This is a genomic window from Yersinia sp. 1652 StPb PI (genome assembly GCF_041538345.1).
GTDB classification, from domain to species: domain Bacteria; phylum Pseudomonadota; class Gammaproteobacteria; order Enterobacterales; family Enterobacteriaceae; genus Yersinia; species Yersinia enterocolitica_E.
In genome coordinates, this window is sequence record NZ_JAULSM010000002.1 from 83,461 (window position 1) to 101,376 (window position 17,916).

Consider the following 17,916-nt stretch of genomic DNA (forward strand, 5'->3'; position numbering starts at 1 on the left):
CGCATATCTGTATGGAAATAATAGTCCCCATTTGCATCTGTAATGTTTTTCGCCAAAGTTTCATGCTAGTGGCTCACCTAATGACGGGGAGTCGGTGATGAATAATATAATTGAAGATCAAATAGATGAATGTTGTTTATCGGCTGCTCGAGCAACGAAAAGCCGCCACAATATTTTTATTCAAGTGTGGCTGAAAGCATACAGATACCTATACCAGTGCAATGAACGACGTAAAACCGCGAATACACTGTCAAGATTGAATTCAGATCAATTAAAGGATATTGGCCTAAGCCGGGATGATATCAAACGGGATTACAGCCGCCCGTTCTGGCGCTGAGTTAGGGTTCTCATGGCAGTAAATAAGCTTAAAGCTGAATAGACTGGCTTCGGTGTAATACCGTACCGAAGCCAGTATTATTAGTTAGAAATCATAACCGACGGTTGCCAGCACTGAGCGCTCAGCACCCCAGTAGCAATAAGAGGTGTTGTAACAGGCTGCGACGTATTTTTTGTCGGCGATATTATTCACATTCAATTGAACAAATGCCCCTTTCAACGACGCAGCCCAAGTGCCTAAATCAGCACGGACAGAGGCATCGCCCAGTGTATAAGAGGGGACGCGCAAAGTATTAGCATCATCAGCCCACTGCTTGCCAATATAGCGGATACCCGCACCAATATTGATGCCGTAACCTGCTTCATATTGCGCCCACAGTGATGCCATATTTGACGGCGCTAATACTGGTGTATTGCCATCATTACCATCAATAGCATCTTTGAATTTCACCCGATTATAGGTATAGCCCGCAATCACACTTAACCGGTCATTAACCTGGCTTCTGGCCTCCAGTTCCAACCCCTGTGAATTAACTTTACCGGCTGGCACAAAATAGGTCGCCGGCACGGCACGGTTTGCCACATCATTTTGTGTCAGGTCATATAAAGCGGCGGAATAGAGTGAAGTGCTGCCCGGCGGCTGATATTTGATACCGACTTCATACTGCTCGCTGGTCATCGGTTTCAATAAGTTTTGTTGGGCATCCGGGAACAGACTTGGCGTGATGGCCTGACTGTAGCTGACATAGGGTGAAATGCCGCTGTCGAAGCTATACAGTAATGCCGCGCGCCCACTGGCATGTTTATCGGTACGTTCATCGGTGCTATTGGCAGTCTTATTAATGTTTTCAGTTTTCATCCGGTCATAACGGCCTGATAGATTCAGGTGCCAATTATCCAGCGTCATTTCATCTTGCAAATAGATGCCACTCTGTTCATAGCGGCGGTTTAAATAGGAGGTGTTGATGCCCGGAGTGGTCAGCAGATAATCGCTATAAAGCGTGCTCCCCGCCGAAATACCGGTGTAAGGGTTCAGTGTGGTCGCAAAAGCGCTGTCGCTGCGCAGATTATTGCTGAACTTCTGGAAATCAAAGCCCAGCATCACCTTATGTTCAACTGCGGCGGTAGCAAAATCAGCACCCAGTTGGTTATCAATAGCAAACGCGTTGAGCGAGGAATCCTCACCGGAATAATAGCGATTCATCAGAGTGCGATCGCTATTCCATCCTCCCTGATAAACCTGTTCTAACTGAGTATTGGAATGGGTGTAACTGGCATTCTGGCGGAATGACCAAACATCATCAAATTTATGTGAAAATTCATAGCTATAGATTTGCTGCCAACGTTTAAATACATTGTGGTTACTTTCGCCATCAAAGAAGCCACGGCTTAATTTCTGCCCATAGATGCTGCCATCAGCCGGCACCGAACTGTGGTAACCACCAGAAGGGTCTTTTTGCAAATTAGCCCGCAATAACAAAGAGGTATTCTCATCCGGCTGCCACAATAATGAGGGTGCGATGGCATAGCGTTCTTCACGCTGATGGTCGTACATGGTGTCACTGTTACGGGTAATCCCGGTGAGGCGAAACGCCCAATGCTCGGATATAGCATCGGTATAATCAAAGGCAACCGCTTGTGTATTGTTATTACCGGCCGTCAGGCGGAAATGGCCTTCAGAAGTAAACTGTGGGCGTTTAGATGTCATCATCACCACACCACCGGGGATACTCTGACCATACAGTGCCGAAGAGGGGCCTTTGATGACATCAATGCGCTCCAGGAACCACGGGTCTACTTGCAACACGTTAAAGCTGCCGCCGTCACTGAGTAAGCGCAGACCATCAAGGAAGGTATTGTTCACATCACCGCCATGGAAACCCCGCAGTGCGATGGTGTCATAGCGGTTGGCTCCGCCGGAAAAACCGGTGAACACGCCAGGAGTGTAATTCAGCGCCTGATTAATCGTAGCGACATTTTGGTCATCCATCTGCTGACGCGTCACCACCGATACCGCCTGGGCGGTAAGAATTAAGGGTTGATCCGTTTTAGTCGCCCCTTTGGTGGTTGTCGCGGTGTAGCCCGAGGTCGGGAGATCAGCAGCATTACCTGCTTTGGCCGTGACTTCTATCGTATCTTCAGCCAGCGAAGCGAAAGGAATACACATCGCCAATGAACATAAAACAGCAGAACGCTTTATTACAAAAACCGAAAACATAGTTATCTTCCCCAGATAATTAGGCATATAAAATAGATGGTTATAACCAGCATCCATTGCTATTTCACAGCGCAATAATATTGCCTGCGTGCCACATATCGTGGGTCCATAAGTTCAGCGCACAATCTATTAAATGAGAGTGTTAATTTCAATGATAATTATTATCTTTATCATTTGAGAGGGAGGAGTAATTATCGGAGTAAGATTATTCCGTAACGTGCAGAATGTGCCACAATGGCGGTCAGGCTGGCTTTAACAGCACACCTATCGGATTTTTGGGTTAATTGTGGCACTCACTTTCAGGCTGATCGGTTTTATGAAAAAGATTGGGTACGTTGTTGCACGTAGAAATTATCCGCTGCTGTGGCTGCTGCTAACGCTTATTTTTGCGTCAATATCAGGTACCAGCGTTGCCGCCATAGCATCAGATGCTGCGGCTGAAAACAGTGAGGCGCCAGTAAAACCGGCAGTATCAGTACAACTGATTAGCCTACAAAAACAGTTGGATAAGCTGAAACAGAGTGTCTCTGCCAGTACCTCCGATAACCAGTTGAGTGTGCTAAACGAGACCGCACTGGCACTGGCGCGTGATGCTGATATCTTGATAGCCGACCTGAAGCCCAAGCGGGAACAACTGCAAACACAGTTGGAGGTTTTAGGCCCGTTACCTGCCGCCGGAGCATTGGCAGAGACCCCGGTAGTCGCCCAGCAGCGGCGGATATTGAATACCCGTAAAATCCAGTTAGATGGCCAGAATGATCAGGCCCAAGCTATCAAAACCAACGCGGAAAACCTGGCAACACAGATCATCGCGTTACGGCGCACCGCGTTGAAATCACAAATTGCCTTAAATTCTGGCAGCATTTTGGGGGCGAACTTCTGGGCACCGATCGTCAATCCCAATGTTGACGATGACCGCCGACTGAAAGATTTTACCCAAGAACTGGCCGATGCCTGGAGCGCCGCCTGGGAACCCGAATGGCGTTTCGGCACCACGATGTATCTGCTGCTAGCACTCTTAATCAGCATATTTGGTTTTAAATTTCTCGATGTGCTGACCGCCTGGTTTTGTACCAAATGCTTACCACCAGGCCCGCTACGCCGCAGCTTTATGGCCTCAGCCACCACGCTTTGTACGGTGTTGATCACCGTCACAGTGGCGCAATGTATCACTCAAACCTTTACCCGCACGCCGGATGTCTCACAGGTAGTGATGGATTTTGCGCTGGCATTTGTTCAGCTCATGTTCTTCTCAGCTTTAATCGCGGGCCTTGGGCGGGCATTTTTATCCAACCAACGCCCCTCATGGCGGTTGCCTGCCATCGCTGATGAAGTGGCCACATCACTGAGACTATTCCCCCCTCTGCTAGCCAGTTGCATCATGATTTTTGGTGCCCTTGATCAGATGAACAATATGATCAATATCAGTGTGTCTGGGGCCATTTTTAGTAATGGTATTTCGGCGCTGCTGGTAGCGCTTACTGCGGCGATTATTCCGTTACGTGCTAATCGGGTACGGCGTAATCTGGTGGTAAATGGCGAAAAACCTGAAGCCTATTCCACGCTGGCGGGATTGATTCATTTCGCCATCGGCATTACGGCAATAGCCATATTACTGTCATTGTTAGTCGGTTATATCGCACTGGCGAAATTCTTAAGTTACAAGTTGGTGTGGAGCTGTCTGGTCATCGCCTGTTTATATTTATTAGTTCATCTGTGTGTTGATTTGGCAGAAAGCATTTTCTCGCCCACCAGCAGCGCCGGTAAAGCCATTAAACAATCACTGAATATTGATGACCGCCATTTGGCCCAGGCCGCAACGTTACTCTCCGCCTCCAGCAAAGTACTGCTGATATTGTTGGCCATTATCGCATTACTTAATGGCACCTTTGGTTCCACTACCCCGATTTCACTACTGCAAAAAGCGGTAGAGTTATTAAGTGGCGAAGGGCTGGAAAAATTAAATATTGTTCCCACTAACTTATTTAATGCGCTGGTTTGCTTACTGGTCGGCTTATACGTGCTCAAAGCCGCACGGCGTTGGCTGAATAATGAGTTCTTGCCACAAACCCAGATGGATTCCGGTATAAAGACCTCGGCGGTAACGCTTTTCAGTAACATCGGTTACGTGCTGGTGATTCTACTGACCTTATCGGTACTGGGCATCCAATGGAATAAATTAGCCTGGATTGTCAGTGCATTGTCGGTGGGTATCGGCTTTGGCTTGCAGGAGATTGTGAAGAACTTTATTTCCGGCATTATTTTGCTGACCGAACGGCCAGTCAAAGTGGGGGATTTGATCAGTATCAGTGGGGTTGAAGGGGACATTCGCCGCATCAATGTTCGCGCTACCGAGATCCAACTCAGTGACCGCTCAACAGTTATTGTCCCGAACTCCCAATTGATTTCGCAGAATGTGCGTAACGCCACCATGGCTAATGCTCAAGGGGTGGTGACCATTGCCCTGACCTTCCCGCTGGATTTGGATGTTGAACTGGCACAGGCACTGTTGATAGAAGCTTATGAAGAACACGAGTCGATACTTGATACCCCGGCTCCATCAGTGAAATTCAGTCAGTTAAGCCCGGACGGTATTGTCCTCAGTGTGACCGGTCTGGTCCCCAGTCCACGAATGGTCAGTAATACCAAAAGCTCTTTGTTATTCAGCATATTAAAACGGCTTAGGGCCGCAGGCGTGTCTCTTGCGGTGGCAACACCCAGCAAAACCGCAACTGAGTTGAACTAATCGGGCAGACCATGAGTATTATTAATAACAATAATGCTCATGGCCACCTAATCACTTATTTCGCCTCACTCAAACTAAACACTTTCAGATTACACCCCAGCCACTGAGCAGATAAGGCATTAATCCCAAAGGAAAAATCAGAGCCATAGACTTACTTATCTCAGCGCTGAATCAAATAACGAATCGTAGGGCCGTCCTGCTGAATATCCAGCACGGTATAGCCGTAGTTTCGCGCATCCAATGGGATATTATTAATCGATTGCGGACAGTCGCTGATCACTTCCAGAATTTCGCCCGGCTTCAGTTGCGGCATGGCTTCTAGCGTCGCCACCGCGGGATATGGGCACGGTTCACCCACCATATCCAAGCGGTAATCAGGTACGATGACGGTCGTTGTCGATGAGGAATGACTCATAGTAGCTCCTTAGCCAGAACGGATGTGGCCGCTTTCTGTTTACGGAAGAAACGTTTTTCCCACCACAGCATGGCAGCAAAGGCAATGGCTAACATCAGGTAAGTCACCAACAATCCGCCTATTGGCCCGAAGGTCTGCAACAAGTTCACCTTGTCATAATTGGTCGCCAAAGCAGGGGCGAAATCATCCCAATAATAGGCCAAAATGGTCGCGCCGATAATGTTACCCAGCCCCACCCACCAATAGTGAATCTGCCCTTCGACCGCGCGATACATCCAGCCGGTTTCACAGCCTCCGGCCAGCACGATACCAAAACCAAACAGCAAACCGCCAATCACCGCGTTCGGCCCGGCCCACAAAATCTTAGGTGCTACCCCCAGTTGGACATAACTGAAAATACCAATCGCACTGACCGCCATCCCAAGAATAATGGCCTTTGCCATGTGAGTACGCCCGGTTATCCACAAGTCACGGAACGCAGAGGTAAAACAAATTTGCGCACGTTCAATCAGCAAGCCAAAACCAATACCGCACAACATGGCGATGCCCAGTTTTGGCTGACGGAACAGCTCAATCAACGACCAGCTTAGTGCCAGAACAAACACCACCATACCAAGGCGAAAACGGCGTGCGGCGCGGGCCGGATGCTGCGTCAAGGGCGATGCAGCCGTCACTTTTTGTAACTTTACCGGGATGCGAAACAGAGGTAACAGCGTAAATTTGGCACCAAAGTAGGAGCCGGCCGCCGTCGCAAGGGCAAAGAACCAGGCATGTAGTGAAAACTGTGGAATCCCGGTAAAGAAAGCCGCCAAATTGCAGCCCATCGCCAGACGAGCACCAAAACCCGCAATAATGCCGCCAACCAGCGCTTGTGCGATGCGAATACCGTGTTGAGGCTTGCGCAACTTAACGTTGTTAGCCCACAGAGCCGCCGCGATACACCCGGCAAACATGCCGATAATCATCATGCCATCAATACGATCTAACGGCGTCCCCTCCAATCCGATAACTTTAAAGTAACCCCACTCTTGCGGATGCGCGCCAAACAACTGCATGAGGTGGCCTCCCCAGCGGGTAAACTCGCCAGTCACCGCCCAAAAGGTGCCAGTTAAGCCGAAGTAATAAGTCGATAAGATACCAGCAGCAATGACCGCCGGTAGTGGCGCCCAAAAGCGCACCAGATATTGAGATTTAAATGCTTGCCAGCTCACACTGACACCTCCAAATAGATACTGTCACTTGCGATATCAAGACTATTCGCGGCGACGATAAAATAGACCTAGATATAATAAGCCAATTATCCATTCAATGAAGTATGTTGTGACGTAAGTTAGATGTTAATCAAAGGTTACGTCAGTAACAGTGCCGGAGAGGCAGGAAACATCCACGATCAGCCATCTTCACCCGCTGGCAACTGGTAATCCAATGCCAATGCCAAGCGCAGGATAGCCGCCACCGGCTCGAAGAATTGCTCTGGTATGGTATCGCCACAGGCCACATCACGGTGTAATGCCCGTGCCAGCGCAATATTTTCTACCACCGGGATACCCTGCTCCTCTGCTAATGCAATGATCAGCGCGGCCTGTTCGCCATGACCCTTTTCAATCACCACGGGCAAGGGTGCATCATCAGCGTGATAAAACAGGCAAACCGCAAAATGGGTGGGATTACGGACCACTGCGGTAGAGCGTCTGACGTTTTTTGCGAAACTGCCACTTTGCACTTCATGCTGTAACTGGCGGCGTTTCTGTTTGATGTGTGGGTCTCCGTTGCTGTCTTTATGTTCCCGCTTGATTTCTTCCAGAGACATTTTGAGTTGTTTCATGATGTTATAGCGTTGAAAGGCATAATCCATCAAAGAGAAAACCACATAACAGGTAACCAGAGCACCCAGTAGCCAGCTCATTAATGTGGCAAAGACGGGGATCGCACAGCGACTTCCGCAGTAAGCCAGATAACCAAAAGAAACCGCATAGTGCAGCAATAAATAGCCGAAAATCAGCGTGAGCACCCCTACTTTCAATAAAGATTTGATTAACTCGAACACACTGCGCAGTGAGAATAATTGTTTGGCATTATTGATTGGATTGATGTGTTCGCCTTTAAACTCTACCGCTTTGGTTGCCAATAACGGCCCGACCTGCGCGATACCGGCAAGAATGGTGACTAAAATCAGCGCACCGCCTAATATCCCCATAATATGAATAAGTACTGCCATGCACTCCGCACCAATGCGGGCCAGTGCCATGGTCAACGGTTGTTGTAATTGGCTGATTGAACTACGGATAAGCGCGACGGCCTGATCGACCAACGTGTAGCCGGTCAGGAGAAAGTAAACCACCAGCACCACTAACTGGGCGCCGGAGGTTATCTCAACACTTTTAATCACCTGCCCTTTCTCCCGAGCTTCCTTCAGGCGTTTCGCGGTAGGTTTTTCGTTCTTTTCACTGCTCTCACCCCCCATCGGCAGCCCCATTGATCAACGGGATAAGTGTGTTTATCTTCTGTTCGGTCTGGTTAATCCCCACCAGATAGTGATGTAGGGCATAAGGCAGGCTAATCAGTAACAAAAGCAGAGCCAATGCGCTTTTAATCGGCATCGCCAGAAAGAAAACATTCAGTTGTTGTGCCGAGCGATTGATTAATCCTAAAGATAAATCAGCTAATACCATCACCAGCATCGCGGGTAACGCAAAGCTCAGACAGAGTTCCTGCATCAGTAGCCACTCACTTTGTAGAAAGTGCAGCATCGCTGATGAGGGGCGAATACCACTGCCAGCAGGCAGAATCTCATAGGAGCCATAGAGTGCTGCCAATACCAGATTGAAACCGCCAGATAATAAAAACAGTACGGTTAATATTTGCGTAAACAACACACCAAAAATAGAGGATTCCATGCCCATACTGGGGTTAAACAAAGTGGACATGGTGGCACCACGCAGAGTATCAATCAGGAACCCCGCCATATCGATGGCCCAGAAAGGCAGCGCCGCGACAAAGCCAATCATCACCCCAATCAATAGCTCAACACACAGCCCCCCAAACCAACCGATGAGGCTATCGTGGGTTATCAGTGGCAGGGAGAAAAACAGTGGCGTGACCGGCAAAGCTATGGCAAAAACCAGGCCGTTACGCAATAAGCTACTGCCCAGACTGCGCGCAGTAAACAGGGGTAATATCAGCAACATGCCGTAAGGGCGCATCATCGCCAACCCCAGCGCCTCAAGCCAGTACAGAGAGTCTGGCATCTCAGGACCGCATACTGGTGATTTGCAGAAAAGTCTGCTGGGTATAATTCAGCAGTGTCGACCCCATCCAATGGTAGGTAATCAATAACGTGGCTGACACCGCCAGTAATTTAATCAAAAATTGTAATGTCTGATCCTGGATTTGGGTGAGTGCCTGCAACAAACTGACAATTAACCCGACCACGGAGGCCACCACCACCACTGGCATCGAGAGCAGTAACACTATCCATAACAGTTGGGTCGCCAGATGAACAACAATGGCATTACTCATTGATACATCCCTCGGTCGAGAGTCATAAATACGACCCCACCAACTGACCCAGTAGTAATCCCCAACCATCAATAAGAATAAAAATCAATAACTTGAATGGGAGTGAAATGGTAATGGGTGACACCATCATCATGCCCATGGCCAACAGAATATTGGACACAATTAAGTCGATCGCCACAAACGGCAAATAGAGCAACAACCCGATTTTGAATGCTTCAGTCAGTTGGGTTAGCGTAAATGCGGGCATTAATATCAGCAGTGAATTGGGTTTTACACTATTGCGATAGCGTTCGGGCCATTTGGTTTGGACGATATCGTTAAAAAAAGTGACTTGTTCTGTATCGGTATTACGTTGTAAAAAATCGCGGTATGGCGCCAGAGCATGCTCATCAATTTGCTGTAGCAAAGCGCCAATGTCGTTGGGGAGCGGCTCATCTTGCAGTCGGGCATGCACATCTAAGCCAACCGGTGCCATGATGAAAATGGTTAACACCAAGGCCAGTCCATAAATAGCGATATTAGGAGGCACCTGCTGAACACCCAGCGCATTGCGTAACAAAGAAAAAACTATCGATAGTTTGAGGAATGAAGTGCCCATCACCATCAGCAGTGGCAGCACCGACAGCAAAAAAAGCAGGACAATCAATTGAGAGGACGAATTCAGTAACTCCATAATCGGTTCCGCAAAAGGCTGGCCTGTTGAGTAAAAACAATACCCACAGTATTTGCCCAGCCCGCCTTAGCCGGAATCAGGTCATGACCTGAATAACCTCAGTGCCTCAGCCCAACAGCAGCGCATTCTCAAGGACGAGCGGTGAGAAACCATTGCTCAATGCGCACAATTAACTGCTCATCACAACACAACAGGCTGCCACTGCCGACCGATTGCCCGTGCAAACGAATATTCACTTCGCCGTAGAAGGCAGTTTTACAGTCCAGTGTTTGCCCGACGGCTAACTGTTTGATATCACGCAGCGGCAGTGTCAACCGCCCTATTTCCATGACGAGTGTCTGCGGTAATTGCTCTAGCGCCACCGCCGGTGGCTCTTGGGTCACAGTGGCAATATCCAGCGCCAGCAACCGGTCAATATCGTCATTAACCTGTTGAATTGTCATTTTGTTTCCATCCTCTAATTTGATATAAATCTGCGCGGATGCCATCGGCCATAACCAACAATTCCGCTGTTCCAGTTCAGCGGCTGCCAGTATCCGCACCCCATCTCCAGGCCTGATTTGTTGCAACTGGTGTAAGGATAAATGACTCCAACCAACCACTAAGCCAGCTTGCCAGACAGCATCTTGCTGCGCGGGTAGCGCCTCACTCTGCCAGTGAGATAACCTTTCTATCAATGCCACCGGCGGCCAGTTACACAGCACGACACTGAGTTGCTGCCCTTCCAGTTCGAAAGTCAGCCCCACCGCCCACTGCGTTAGCAGTGTCATCGCCTGAGGAGTAATGTCATGAAGGACCAACTCGGGTAGTGACGCAAGCAGTGGACTGACGGCCCAATGCGCCATTGCATTCACCAATTCTGCCGCCAGAAGAGGAGCATCATCCGTTGCCAGCGCATAGGCCAGCCAGTGCTGCCAACATGACTGCGATAACCACAAACCACATTCCTGCCCATTAAATTGCAGTGGCAGATAAACCCCCTCTCCCCCAGCTTTGATGAAGGTTGCAGACACCCCAGCCGAATGCCGTCCATGGCCAATCACGGCGCTGAGTTGGCGTAATTCAGCCGTCAGACTCTCGAACATGGATGACCTCCAACCAGCAGGGGAAGCCTAACAAGTGCAGTTGCCGTTGCCAGCGCGACTGTATACGTTGCAAACGTTCAACCAATTCACCATTGGTGTGACTGAGCACAATATTTAACCCCTGAACAGCCAGGCTGACACTGACCCTTGTCCCACGCAACGGCCCACTGGCAATGCAGTAATCAGTGGATATCAAGCCACGGTCTCTCACCGTGGTAATTGCATCGGTCATCTCCGCCATGGGAAGAACGCGCGGAGAGAGATAACGGGCAAATTGCTGTTTTTGTCTCTCATTAGCTACCCGCGGCTGCGAATCCCCGCCCAAATAATGCTCACTGAGCAGAGGTAATGCACCTTCAATATCGATTCGACTCATCTTTTATTAACATCCGTAATTTTTCCTGTTCACGCTGATTACTCCGTATCAGCGCCTGTTGTGCTGCAATAGCGTCCTGTTGTTGCAGCCCCAGAGCGTGCAACGCGCTAATTTGCTTTTGCTGCTGCCGCTCCGCCTGATACATCTGATGTTGTAAAACTCTCTGCTGCTCCGCTTGTGCGGGGAGCAGCCTACCGCGCCATTGCGCAAGCTGTTGTAACTGTTGACATAACTGATGGCGCTCGCGACGGCACTGTATCAATTGCAGTTCCTGCTGCTGCTGTTGTTGCTGCCAACGGAACAGTTGTTGGCGTAACCGGCGCTCTTTGCGTTGCCGTAAACAGAGCAAGCGCTGCAAGATATCCAGCGCGGAGTGGTTCAATTGATTATTTGGCCGAGTTGTTCCAAGGTGTGGTTGAGGCTGACGGCGTCGGGATGGCACGATAAGACGTTCTCCTGTTGCAAAAAGGCGCAGACCTTCGGGTAACGTTGCAGTGCGTCATCAGCCTGCGGGTCTTGCCCCGCCTGATATTCACCCACGCGAACCAACAGTTCGATCTCTTGATAGCAGGCTTGTATTTGGCGCAGTTTCTGTGCCAGCGCCAGATGTTCTACCGTGACGATTTGCGGCATGATACGGCTAACACTGGCGGCGATATCGATAGCCGGATAGTGCCCGGCACCGGCCAGTCGGCGCGATAGCACAATGTGCCCATCCAACAGCGAACGTACTTCATCAGCCACCGGCTCATTCATATCGTCCCCTTCCACCAGTACGGTGTAAAAAGCGGTGATACTGCCGCATTCACTGTTACCGGCCCGCTCCAATAAGCGGGGTAATGCCGCAAAGACGCTGGGAGGGAAGCTGCCCGCCGCAGGCAGTTCCCCGGCCGCCAGCCCTATTTCTCGGGCCGCTCTGGCATAGCGGGTTAGCGAATCCACCATTAACAACACTTTCAACCCGCGCTCACGGAAGTATTCGGCCACGGTAGTAGCAGTATAAATACCCTTCAGCCGCTCCAGAGCCGGACGATCAGAGGTTGCGACTACCACTACGGTGCGAGCACGGGTTTCAGGGGTGAGCACCTGGTCAAGAAACTCCCGCACTTCACGGCCACGTTCACCAATTAACGCCAACACCATGACATCCGCATTGCTGCCCGCACAGAGCATACTCAGCAAGCTACTTTTCCCGACCCCTGCCGCCGCAAAAATACCGACTCGCTGCCCCTCACCGCAGCTCAATACGCCATCAATGGCCCGGATCCCGGTGGTCAGTATTTGCCTAATCGGCTGGCGGGTTAGTGGCTCCGGGGGTTGGCAATCCAACTCACGCCAATGCCCGATAACCGGAGGGCCGCCATCCATGGCGACACCCAAACCATCCAAAACTCGCCCAACCAGTGATGGCCCCACCTTGACACGGTGGGTATGCCCAAGTGGTGACACCCACTGACCGCTGCGCAAACCGGCTGAAGAGGCGAATGGCGATAGCAACGCGGTCTGTTGTTCAATAGCGACCACTTCGGCCAGCATGTCCGGTGACGCAATACGGCATAACTCCCCCAGCGCCACACCGGGTAGATTGGCGCGTAATAGGGTTGGGCCAACATCCAATATTGGCCCGCGATAGGCCATACCATCCGGCGGCAGAGACGATAAGCGCAATTGCTGATGCAACTGAGCACTTAGTGTTGCGCTATCAGGCAGCTTCATCAAGTTCATCACCAATCAACTCAATAGTGCCGGCCACCTTGATATTCATCTCATCACCCAATTCCTGCCAGGAAAGTACCGGCAGCGTGAAAATATCCCGCTCAACTATTTTGCGCAGAAAACGCCGTACATCGATGGCGGTCAGCAGGACAACATCACTGTTTTGTGCAACAGCGGCTTTTATCTTGTCGAGGATCAAACGTGAGTGTTTATCGGCTAACGCCGAGTAAGCACCCGCAGAGGTTTGGCGAATGGATTCACGAATCAAGTTCTCAGCCCCCTCTCCCAGCCGCAATACCGGTAACCAGACGCTGTTTTTACTGAACCGGCGACACACATGGCGGCGTAAGGCGATGCGCACGTACTCGGTTAACATGACACTGTCTTTCTCTTTCGGTGCCCAGACCACCAGCGCGCCGAAAATGGTGCGCAAATCCCGGATCGATACATCCTCCTCCACTAGCCGTTGCAGTATCTCTGCAACTTTGCCCAGCGGCATCTGGCGCTGTAGTTCTTTCACTAATTCCCCGTAGCGCCCTTCCATCGCATCCATCAGATAACGGGTTTCCTGCACACCAATAAATTCGGCTGTATGTCGCTCGAATACCCGTGTCAGGCAAGAGATAATACGTTTATGCCCTTGTACATATGGGATGCCCAGGATGCTGGCATGGCTGCCCTGCTCTGCGGCTAACCACTCAAAAGTGCCCATTCTGCTGCCTAACCTTTGGCTGCGCGTCTCTAGCTGGGCACTGGGCTGAGTCAGTAGCAACTCATCTGATGGTAATGTCAGTTCCAGCACTTGCTCCTGATAGACCCGGATCGATAAGCTGTTCTCAATTAAGGTAGGATCACTGCGGATCTCCACCTCCGGCAATGGCACGCCAAGATGCTCAAACCAGCGCCAACGCAAGCTATCAATATCTCGGGCCAACTCGGGATAATCCAGGTTAGGCGCGCAATGCAACATCAAGGGTACCGCTCCTGGTGTCATTGCATGGTCCGCAGATAAGCCACTGTCACCAGCCCCCGTTACCGTACCTCTGTGCCGTATTGACTGATTCTTGCGATAGAGTAAAAAGGCCGGCGCGGCCACCAGCGCCGCCAGTATGATAAAGATCAGGAATGGAAAACCGGGTAACAAAGCAAAAACAGTCAGGATGGCGGCGGCTAACCATAAAGCATCTGGCTGACGCCCCACTTGTACCGCCAGATCTTTAGCCAAACTCTGCTTATCGCCGCCAGGAACGCGGGTCACAATAATCCCAGCGGTAATGGAGATAAGTAACGATGGGATTTGGGCACATAGCCCATCGCCAACCGAGAGCACCGCATAGGTGATCATCGCCTGTTCCGCCGACATATTATGTTGCAGCACACCGATGGTGATGCCGCCAATAATATTCACCAGAATGACAATAATCCCGGCAATAGCATCACCTTTAACGAACTTCATCGCGCCGTCCATCGCCCCAAACAACCGGCTCTCTTTTTGTACTCTATCCCTTAGCCGCCCGGCCTCGGCCGCATCAATCACGCCCGCCCGCATATCACCATCAATACTCATTTGCTTACCGGGCATGCCATCAAGCGAGAAACGGGCGCTGACCTCTGCCACTCGCTCTGAGCCTTTGGTAATCACGATAAACTGGACCACGGTGATAATAGTAAAAATGATCAACCCCACAGCCAGATTACCGCCAACCACAAACTGACCGAATGCCTCGACAATTTCACCGGCATCATGCTGGAGCAGCACTAAGCGCGTAGTACTGATAGTCAGCGCCAAGCGATAGAGCGTGGTAATCAGCAATAACGACGGGAAAACCGAGAATTCGAGTGGATCGCGCAGGTAAATCGAGATCATTAGCAGGATGACTGAGAAAGCCAGATTGATCGCAATCAGCAGATCTACCAACACGGTTGGCAGAGGCAGGATCATCATAAAGATCGCTACCAATAGCATGATCGCCAGAAAAATATCCTGCCGCGCAGTTATCATCAGCAAGCCACGTATCAACGCCGATTGCCTCATGGACATGCTCCCGGCAGGCGGCACAGCAAGGCACACTGCTGCCGGTAGAGCTGATACCAAAACTCAGCATCGGACAATGCCGGCGGGGAGCAACTGACCATAATACCCATTTTCAGTAAGTAGATACGCTGTGGCACGCCATTAAATCGCTCAAGCCGCCAGCATTGCTGGAGCCGCAGCAGATCATCATGGTTGTAGTGCCGTTGTTGTAAACCGCAAGTGAGCAGTAACCTTGATGCTCGCCACTCAAGGAAAATAATCCGTTTTTCTATCTGCCACTGCATGCGAGAGGTGATTGCCGAGCAGGGCAATTCCGCCATGCGGATAAACATTTGAAGGTTACGGGTAACAACTAAATCCATCTCCATAACCAGTGTCCTTTTGATGCAACTTTTCGCTATACATAATAGATTTCAAAATTCAGGCCGGCGGCAAGCAAGAGACAAATCGGTTGTGGCCGGGTCGTGAGCGCCGCCAGCACACCTGCAAGTTGAAAAATGACGAGAATAAACAATGAAAAGAATAAGCAGCCAATGCCTTATCAACCATCAGGGGTTCGCCTGAAACGAAAAGTCATATCTCCAGCAAGGTGGCTAAAATTTGTGCTTGTTGTTCCTGATCATTGAAACAATCCACTGGCATCAATTTAAACAACTCATAAAACCGACGAATGAATCCTCGCTGTGCTTTGGCATCCGAACCAATAATCGCTTCAATTCGTGGCTGCAACCAGCTACTGAATAACCAGGGTTGTCCCACCACTGCCAGTACCTCGTTCAGAATCATATCTCCTGCCACGCCACAGACATTCCCCACCTGGCTGCAATGGTCTTCCAACCCGAGAAACATCAGCAAACGGCGCAACTGGTGGAGTGTCGCGGACAAACGCTCACCGTATTGAGCGAACGGCCGACAGGACAAATCAAACGCGACGGCACGCATGAGTACCCGAACACGTTGTTGGCGCTGTGGCCAACGACTCACCCGGGTAAACCACTCCGCCAGCGACAATTCACTTTGATGAATACTTTGCTGAAACAACTGTTTGACCGCTCCCAGCGAGCGGCTGCCCTCTGCGCCCAGCTCCAACAGACCAAATAGCTCAACCTCCCAGCCCTCACGCTCAAGTAGCGGGCCAAGTAATTGCGATAAGCTGCGGCGGCGTAATGGATTATTTTTGCTGTGTGCCAGCATGGCGGCCAACAGTAACACTTGCTGCCCTGCCGATAGCTCACCCTTTCGAAGCTTATTGGCAAGTGAAACAAGATCCACATCAAGCGGAATGTTCTGTGAAAACAGCATATCGTTGCTACCGGAGAGCTGAGTTATCAACTTCACCAATAGCTGTTGGCGGCGCAGATTACGCTCCTCAGCCTCAATGGATTTTTGATCTTTCAAACGGGAGCCGAGACTCAGCCCGATCTCTTCCATCGTCTCTTCCAGCGCGGTTTGTCTCACTTCAGATAATTCAATGCTGGCCAGTTCCATGACTGAGTGTGCGGGGGTTACTTCGCCATGAGCCTTCCCCACATGTTGGTCAGAGCCGTGAACTGCCAAGGTCTCTGACACATTATTGGCACTAATCATGAGCTGGCTCCTGTAGCCAAAGGATAAGTTGCGCCAAATGGCTACGCAGAGAAAGGCTGACTTGCAGCATTGGTGAACCTAAGCGGGCGGTATCTTCAGGCATGCTCTCATCCCCCACACACTGCACCCGTTCACCCAGAGCAGAGACCACGGCAGGCAGATGCTGCGGGTGAACCTGTAAAACTAACATTTCATCGTGCGCCATTTTCTCCACTTGCGCCCCTAGCCGATGAATCAAAATCTGTTCCACAGATTGCTGACCGGCCCAGGCAGTTACCACCGACGCAATCGCTGCCAGAATCTGCTGACGGGCTTGTGTAATCAAGGATGCCTCCAATTGCTCCGCCGCCACTAGCCAGCCAACATGTTGCGCCAACACCTCAGCTTCTATTTGACTCCGCGCTTGAACCATCAGCATGTCTGCTTGTTGCTGTGCTTGCGCCAACAACACACGGCTCTCATCCTGCGCTGCTTGCACAATCTCGGCTGCCTGCACCCGGGCAGCAGACAAAATATCGCGGCTCTGCGCCATTTCCTGTAACTGAACCGCCGCAATGACTCGCCCCGCTGGCAGCGAATAATCAAATTTCTCTATCCTGAGATGAAAAGGGTTCACAGCAAACGCTCCAGTCGGGTTAACCAACCGTCAACCGAAAAAGAGAATGCCTGGGACAGAGATAATGCACGGGGCTGAGGGGGTAATGAGATAGAGGTGGCACGCCAAACCACATCATCGTGGCGTACCTGATGTGCCAGGCTATGCCCCAGACGTAAGGCAACCGTGGGCAGATGCTGTGGGCTTAAGCTGGCAGGCAGGTGACCCTGATATCCCATACCAATGAGTTGTTGAATATCAGCTTCATCCAACAGCGGCGAAAGCCTCTCGCGATAACGCCGTAGGCGCAAATAATCACCACATTGTAAATGAACCAACCCCAGCGCCAGACAGTGGGCAGATAAGCGCGGATAGCTTGCCATTCGCTCTCGCTGCGGCTTGCTCAGCACCGCAGGCAGGGCTTGCTGTGGGAATTTTCGTTGCCGAATTAGCGCATTATCTAACACTCTGTCCAGTGCGTTACTGCGGCCATAACAGTAGTTCTCTGTTTTAATTCCCATCGCTGCCAACCATAGAGGATGGGCAAACTGTGCGGGTCGCCAGGCTAACTGATGCAAATGCCGGATATCAGCGGTTAACGGTAATATCATCCCT

18 protein-coding genes are annotated in these 17,916 nt (G+C 50.6%); 2 read left to right on the plus strand and 16 right to left on the minus strand.

Annotated elements, in window-relative coordinates; translation table 11 throughout:
• Positions 1–97: 97 nt before the first annotated feature.
• Positions 98–337 carry a DUF1127 domain-containing protein gene (locus Q2T71_RS16960; protein WP_372559967.1) on the plus strand — a complete coding sequence of 80 codons (240 nt, stop codon included), beginning with the start codon at positions 98–100 and terminating at the stop codon, positions 335–337.
• An 84-nt stretch (positions 338–421) separates the two neighbouring features.
• On the opposite strand, the gene Q2T71_RS16965 is transcribed toward Q2T71_RS16960, so the two are convergent.
• A complete protein-coding gene (locus tag Q2T71_RS16965) occupies positions 422–2,554 on the minus strand; it encodes a TonB-dependent siderophore receptor (RefSeq protein WP_372559968.1) in 2,133 nt (710 codons plus the stop codon).
• A 286-nt stretch (positions 2,555–2,840) separates the two neighbouring features.
• On the opposite strand from Q2T71_RS16965, the gene Q2T71_RS16970 reads away from it, so the two are divergent.
• Complete coding sequence (locus Q2T71_RS16970; protein ID WP_372559969.1) at positions 2,841–5,300, plus strand: DUF3772 domain-containing protein; 2,460 nt, start codon at positions 2,841–2,843, stop codon at positions 5,298–5,300.
• A gap of 160 nt (positions 5,301–5,460) precedes the next feature.
• Here Q2T71_RS16970 and yedF read toward each other — a convergent pair whose 3' ends face one another.
• From yedF to Q2T71_RS17045, 15 genes are all read right to left on the minus strand, one after another.
• On the minus strand, positions 5,461–5,715 hold the full coding sequence (gene yedF / locus Q2T71_RS16975) for a sulfurtransferase-like selenium metabolism protein YedF (protein ID WP_083161077.1): 255 nt from the start codon (positions 5,713–5,715) through the stop codon (positions 5,461–5,463).
• Positions 5,712–6,926 carry a selenium metabolism membrane protein YedE/FdhT gene (yedE, locus tag Q2T71_RS16980; RefSeq protein ID WP_372559970.1) on the minus strand — a complete coding sequence of 405 codons (1,215 nt, stop codon included), beginning with the start codon at positions 6,924–6,926 and terminating at the stop codon, positions 5,712–5,714. The genes yedF and yedE overlap by 4 nt, the downstream gene beginning before the upstream one ends.
• Before the next feature lie 179 nt (positions 6,927–7,105).
• A complete protein-coding gene (locus Q2T71_RS16985) occupies positions 7,106–8,179 on the minus strand; it encodes an EscU/YscU/HrcU family type III secretion system export apparatus switch protein (protein WP_372559971.1) in 1,074 nt (357 codons plus the stop codon).
• Positions 8,169–8,963: a type III secretion system export apparatus subunit SctT gene (gene sctT / locus Q2T71_RS16990; RefSeq protein WP_372559972.1), complete on the minus strand. Its 795-nt coding sequence runs from the start codon at positions 8,961–8,963 to the stop codon at positions 8,169–8,171. The genes Q2T71_RS16985 and sctT overlap by 11 nt, the downstream gene beginning before the upstream one ends.
• Before the next feature lies 1 nt (position 8,964).
• Positions 8,965–9,234 (minus strand): EscS/YscS/HrcS family type III secretion system export apparatus protein, encoded by a 270-nt coding sequence (locus tag Q2T71_RS16995; protein ID WP_050085721.1) that lies wholly within the window; start codon positions 9,232–9,234, stop codon positions 8,965–8,967.
• Between the two features lie 22 nt (positions 9,235–9,256).
• A complete protein-coding gene (gene sctR, locus Q2T71_RS17000) occupies positions 9,257–9,907 on the minus strand; it encodes a type III secretion system export apparatus subunit SctR (protein WP_372559973.1) in 651 nt (216 codons plus the stop codon).
• Between the two features lie 128 nt (positions 9,908–10,035).
• A complete protein-coding gene (locus Q2T71_RS17005; RefSeq protein ID WP_372559974.1) occupies positions 10,036–10,992 on the minus strand; it encodes a YscQ/HrcQ family type III secretion apparatus protein in 957 nt (318 codons plus the stop codon).
• Entirely contained in the window at positions 10,970–11,368 is a 399-nt protein-coding gene (locus Q2T71_RS17010) for a hypothetical protein (protein WP_372559975.1), read from the minus strand. Before Q2T71_RS17010 ends, Q2T71_RS17005 begins: the two co-directional genes overlap by 23 nt.
• Positions 11,349–11,750 (minus strand): type III secretion protein, encoded by a 402-nt coding sequence (locus Q2T71_RS17015; protein ID WP_372560663.1) that lies wholly within the window; start codon positions 11,748–11,750, stop codon positions 11,349–11,351. Before Q2T71_RS17015 ends, Q2T71_RS17010 begins: the two co-directional genes overlap by 20 nt.
• Entirely contained in the window at positions 11,747–13,084 is a 1,338-nt protein-coding gene (locus Q2T71_RS17020; protein WP_372559976.1) for an EscN/YscN/HrcN family type III secretion system ATPase, read from the minus strand. Before Q2T71_RS17020 ends, Q2T71_RS17015 begins: the two co-directional genes overlap by 4 nt.
• Positions 13,071–15,119, minus strand: coding sequence for an EscV/YscV/HrcV family type III secretion system export apparatus protein (locus tag Q2T71_RS17025; RefSeq protein WP_372559977.1), 2,049 nt, complete (start codon positions 15,117–15,119; stop codon positions 13,071–13,073). Before Q2T71_RS17025 ends, Q2T71_RS17020 begins: the two co-directional genes overlap by 14 nt.
• Positions 15,116–15,487 carry a type III secretion system protein gene (locus Q2T71_RS17030; protein WP_372559978.1) on the minus strand — a complete coding sequence of 124 codons (372 nt, stop codon included), beginning with the start codon at positions 15,485–15,487 and terminating at the stop codon, positions 15,116–15,118. Before Q2T71_RS17030 ends, Q2T71_RS17025 begins: the two co-directional genes overlap by 4 nt.
• Positions 15,488–15,692: 205 nt before the next feature.
• Positions 15,693–16,706 carry a TyeA family type III secretion system gatekeeper subunit gene (locus Q2T71_RS17035; RefSeq protein WP_372559979.1) on the minus strand — a complete coding sequence of 338 codons (1,014 nt, stop codon included), beginning with the start codon at positions 16,704–16,706 and terminating at the stop codon, positions 15,693–15,695.
• Positions 16,699–17,322, minus strand: a complete 624-nt coding sequence (gene sctL, locus Q2T71_RS17040) for a type III secretion system stator protein SctL (protein ID WP_372559980.1) — start codon at positions 17,320–17,322, stop codon at positions 16,699–16,701. Before sctL ends, Q2T71_RS17035 begins: the two co-directional genes overlap by 8 nt.
• A complete protein-coding gene (locus tag Q2T71_RS17045; RefSeq protein ID WP_372559981.1) occupies positions 17,319–17,912 on the minus strand; it encodes a type III secretion system domain-containing protein in 594 nt (197 codons plus the stop codon). Before Q2T71_RS17045 ends, sctL begins: the two co-directional genes overlap by 4 nt.
• Positions 17,913–17,916 lie beyond the last annotated feature (4 nt).

Bases quoted from the DNA above. Each gene is read 5' to 3' on its own strand.
- Q2T71_RS16960 (WP_372559967.1), top strand. From the start codon at position 98: ATGAATAATATAATTGAAGATCAAATAGATGAATGTTGTTTATCGGCT.
- Q2T71_RS16965 (WP_372559968.1), bottom strand. From the start codon at position 2,554: ATGTTTTCGGTTTTTGTAATAAAGCGTTCTGCTGTTTTATGTTCATTG.
- yedF (WP_083161077.1), bottom strand. From the start codon at position 5,715: ATGAGTCATTCCTCATCGACAACGACCGTCATCGTACCTGATTACCGC.
- Q2T71_RS16985 (WP_372559971.1), bottom strand. From the start codon at position 8,179: ATGGGGGGTGAGAGCAGTGAAAAGAACGAAAAACCTACCGCGAAACGC.
- sctT (WP_372559972.1), bottom strand. From the start codon at position 8,963: ATGCCAGACTCTCTGTACTGGCTTGAGGCGCTGGGGTTGGCGATGATG.
- Q2T71_RS16995 (WP_050085721.1), bottom strand. From the start codon at position 9,234: ATGAGTAATGCCATTGTTGTTCATCTGGCGACCCAACTGTTATGGATA.
- sctR (WP_372559973.1), bottom strand. From the start codon at position 9,907: ATGGAGTTACTGAATTCGTCCTCTCAATTGATTGTCCTGCTTTTTTTG.
- Q2T71_RS17005 (WP_372559974.1), bottom strand. From the start codon at position 10,992: ATGTTCGAGAGTCTGACGGCTGAATTACGCCAACTCAGCGCCGTGATT.
- Q2T71_RS17010 (WP_372559975.1), bottom strand. From the start codon at position 11,368: ATGAGTCGAATCGATATTGAAGGTGCATTACCTCTGCTCAGTGAGCAT.
- Q2T71_RS17020 (WP_372559976.1), bottom strand. From the start codon at position 13,084: ATGAAGCTGCCTGATAGCGCAACACTAAGTGCTCAGTTGCATCAGCAA.
- Q2T71_RS17025 (WP_372559977.1), bottom strand. From the start codon at position 15,119: ATGAGGCAATCGGCGTTGATACGTGGCTTGCTGATGATAACTGCGCGG.
- Q2T71_RS17030 (WP_372559978.1), bottom strand. From the start codon at position 15,487: ATGGAGATGGATTTAGTTGTTACCCGTAACCTTCAAATGTTTATCCGC.
- Q2T71_RS17035 (WP_372559979.1), bottom strand. From the start codon at position 16,706: ATGATTAGTGCCAATAATGTGTCAGAGACCTTGGCAGTTCACGGCTCT.
- Q2T71_RS17045 (WP_372559981.1), bottom strand. From the start codon at position 17,912: ATGATATTACCGTTAACCGCTGATATCCGGCATTTGCATCAGTTAGCC.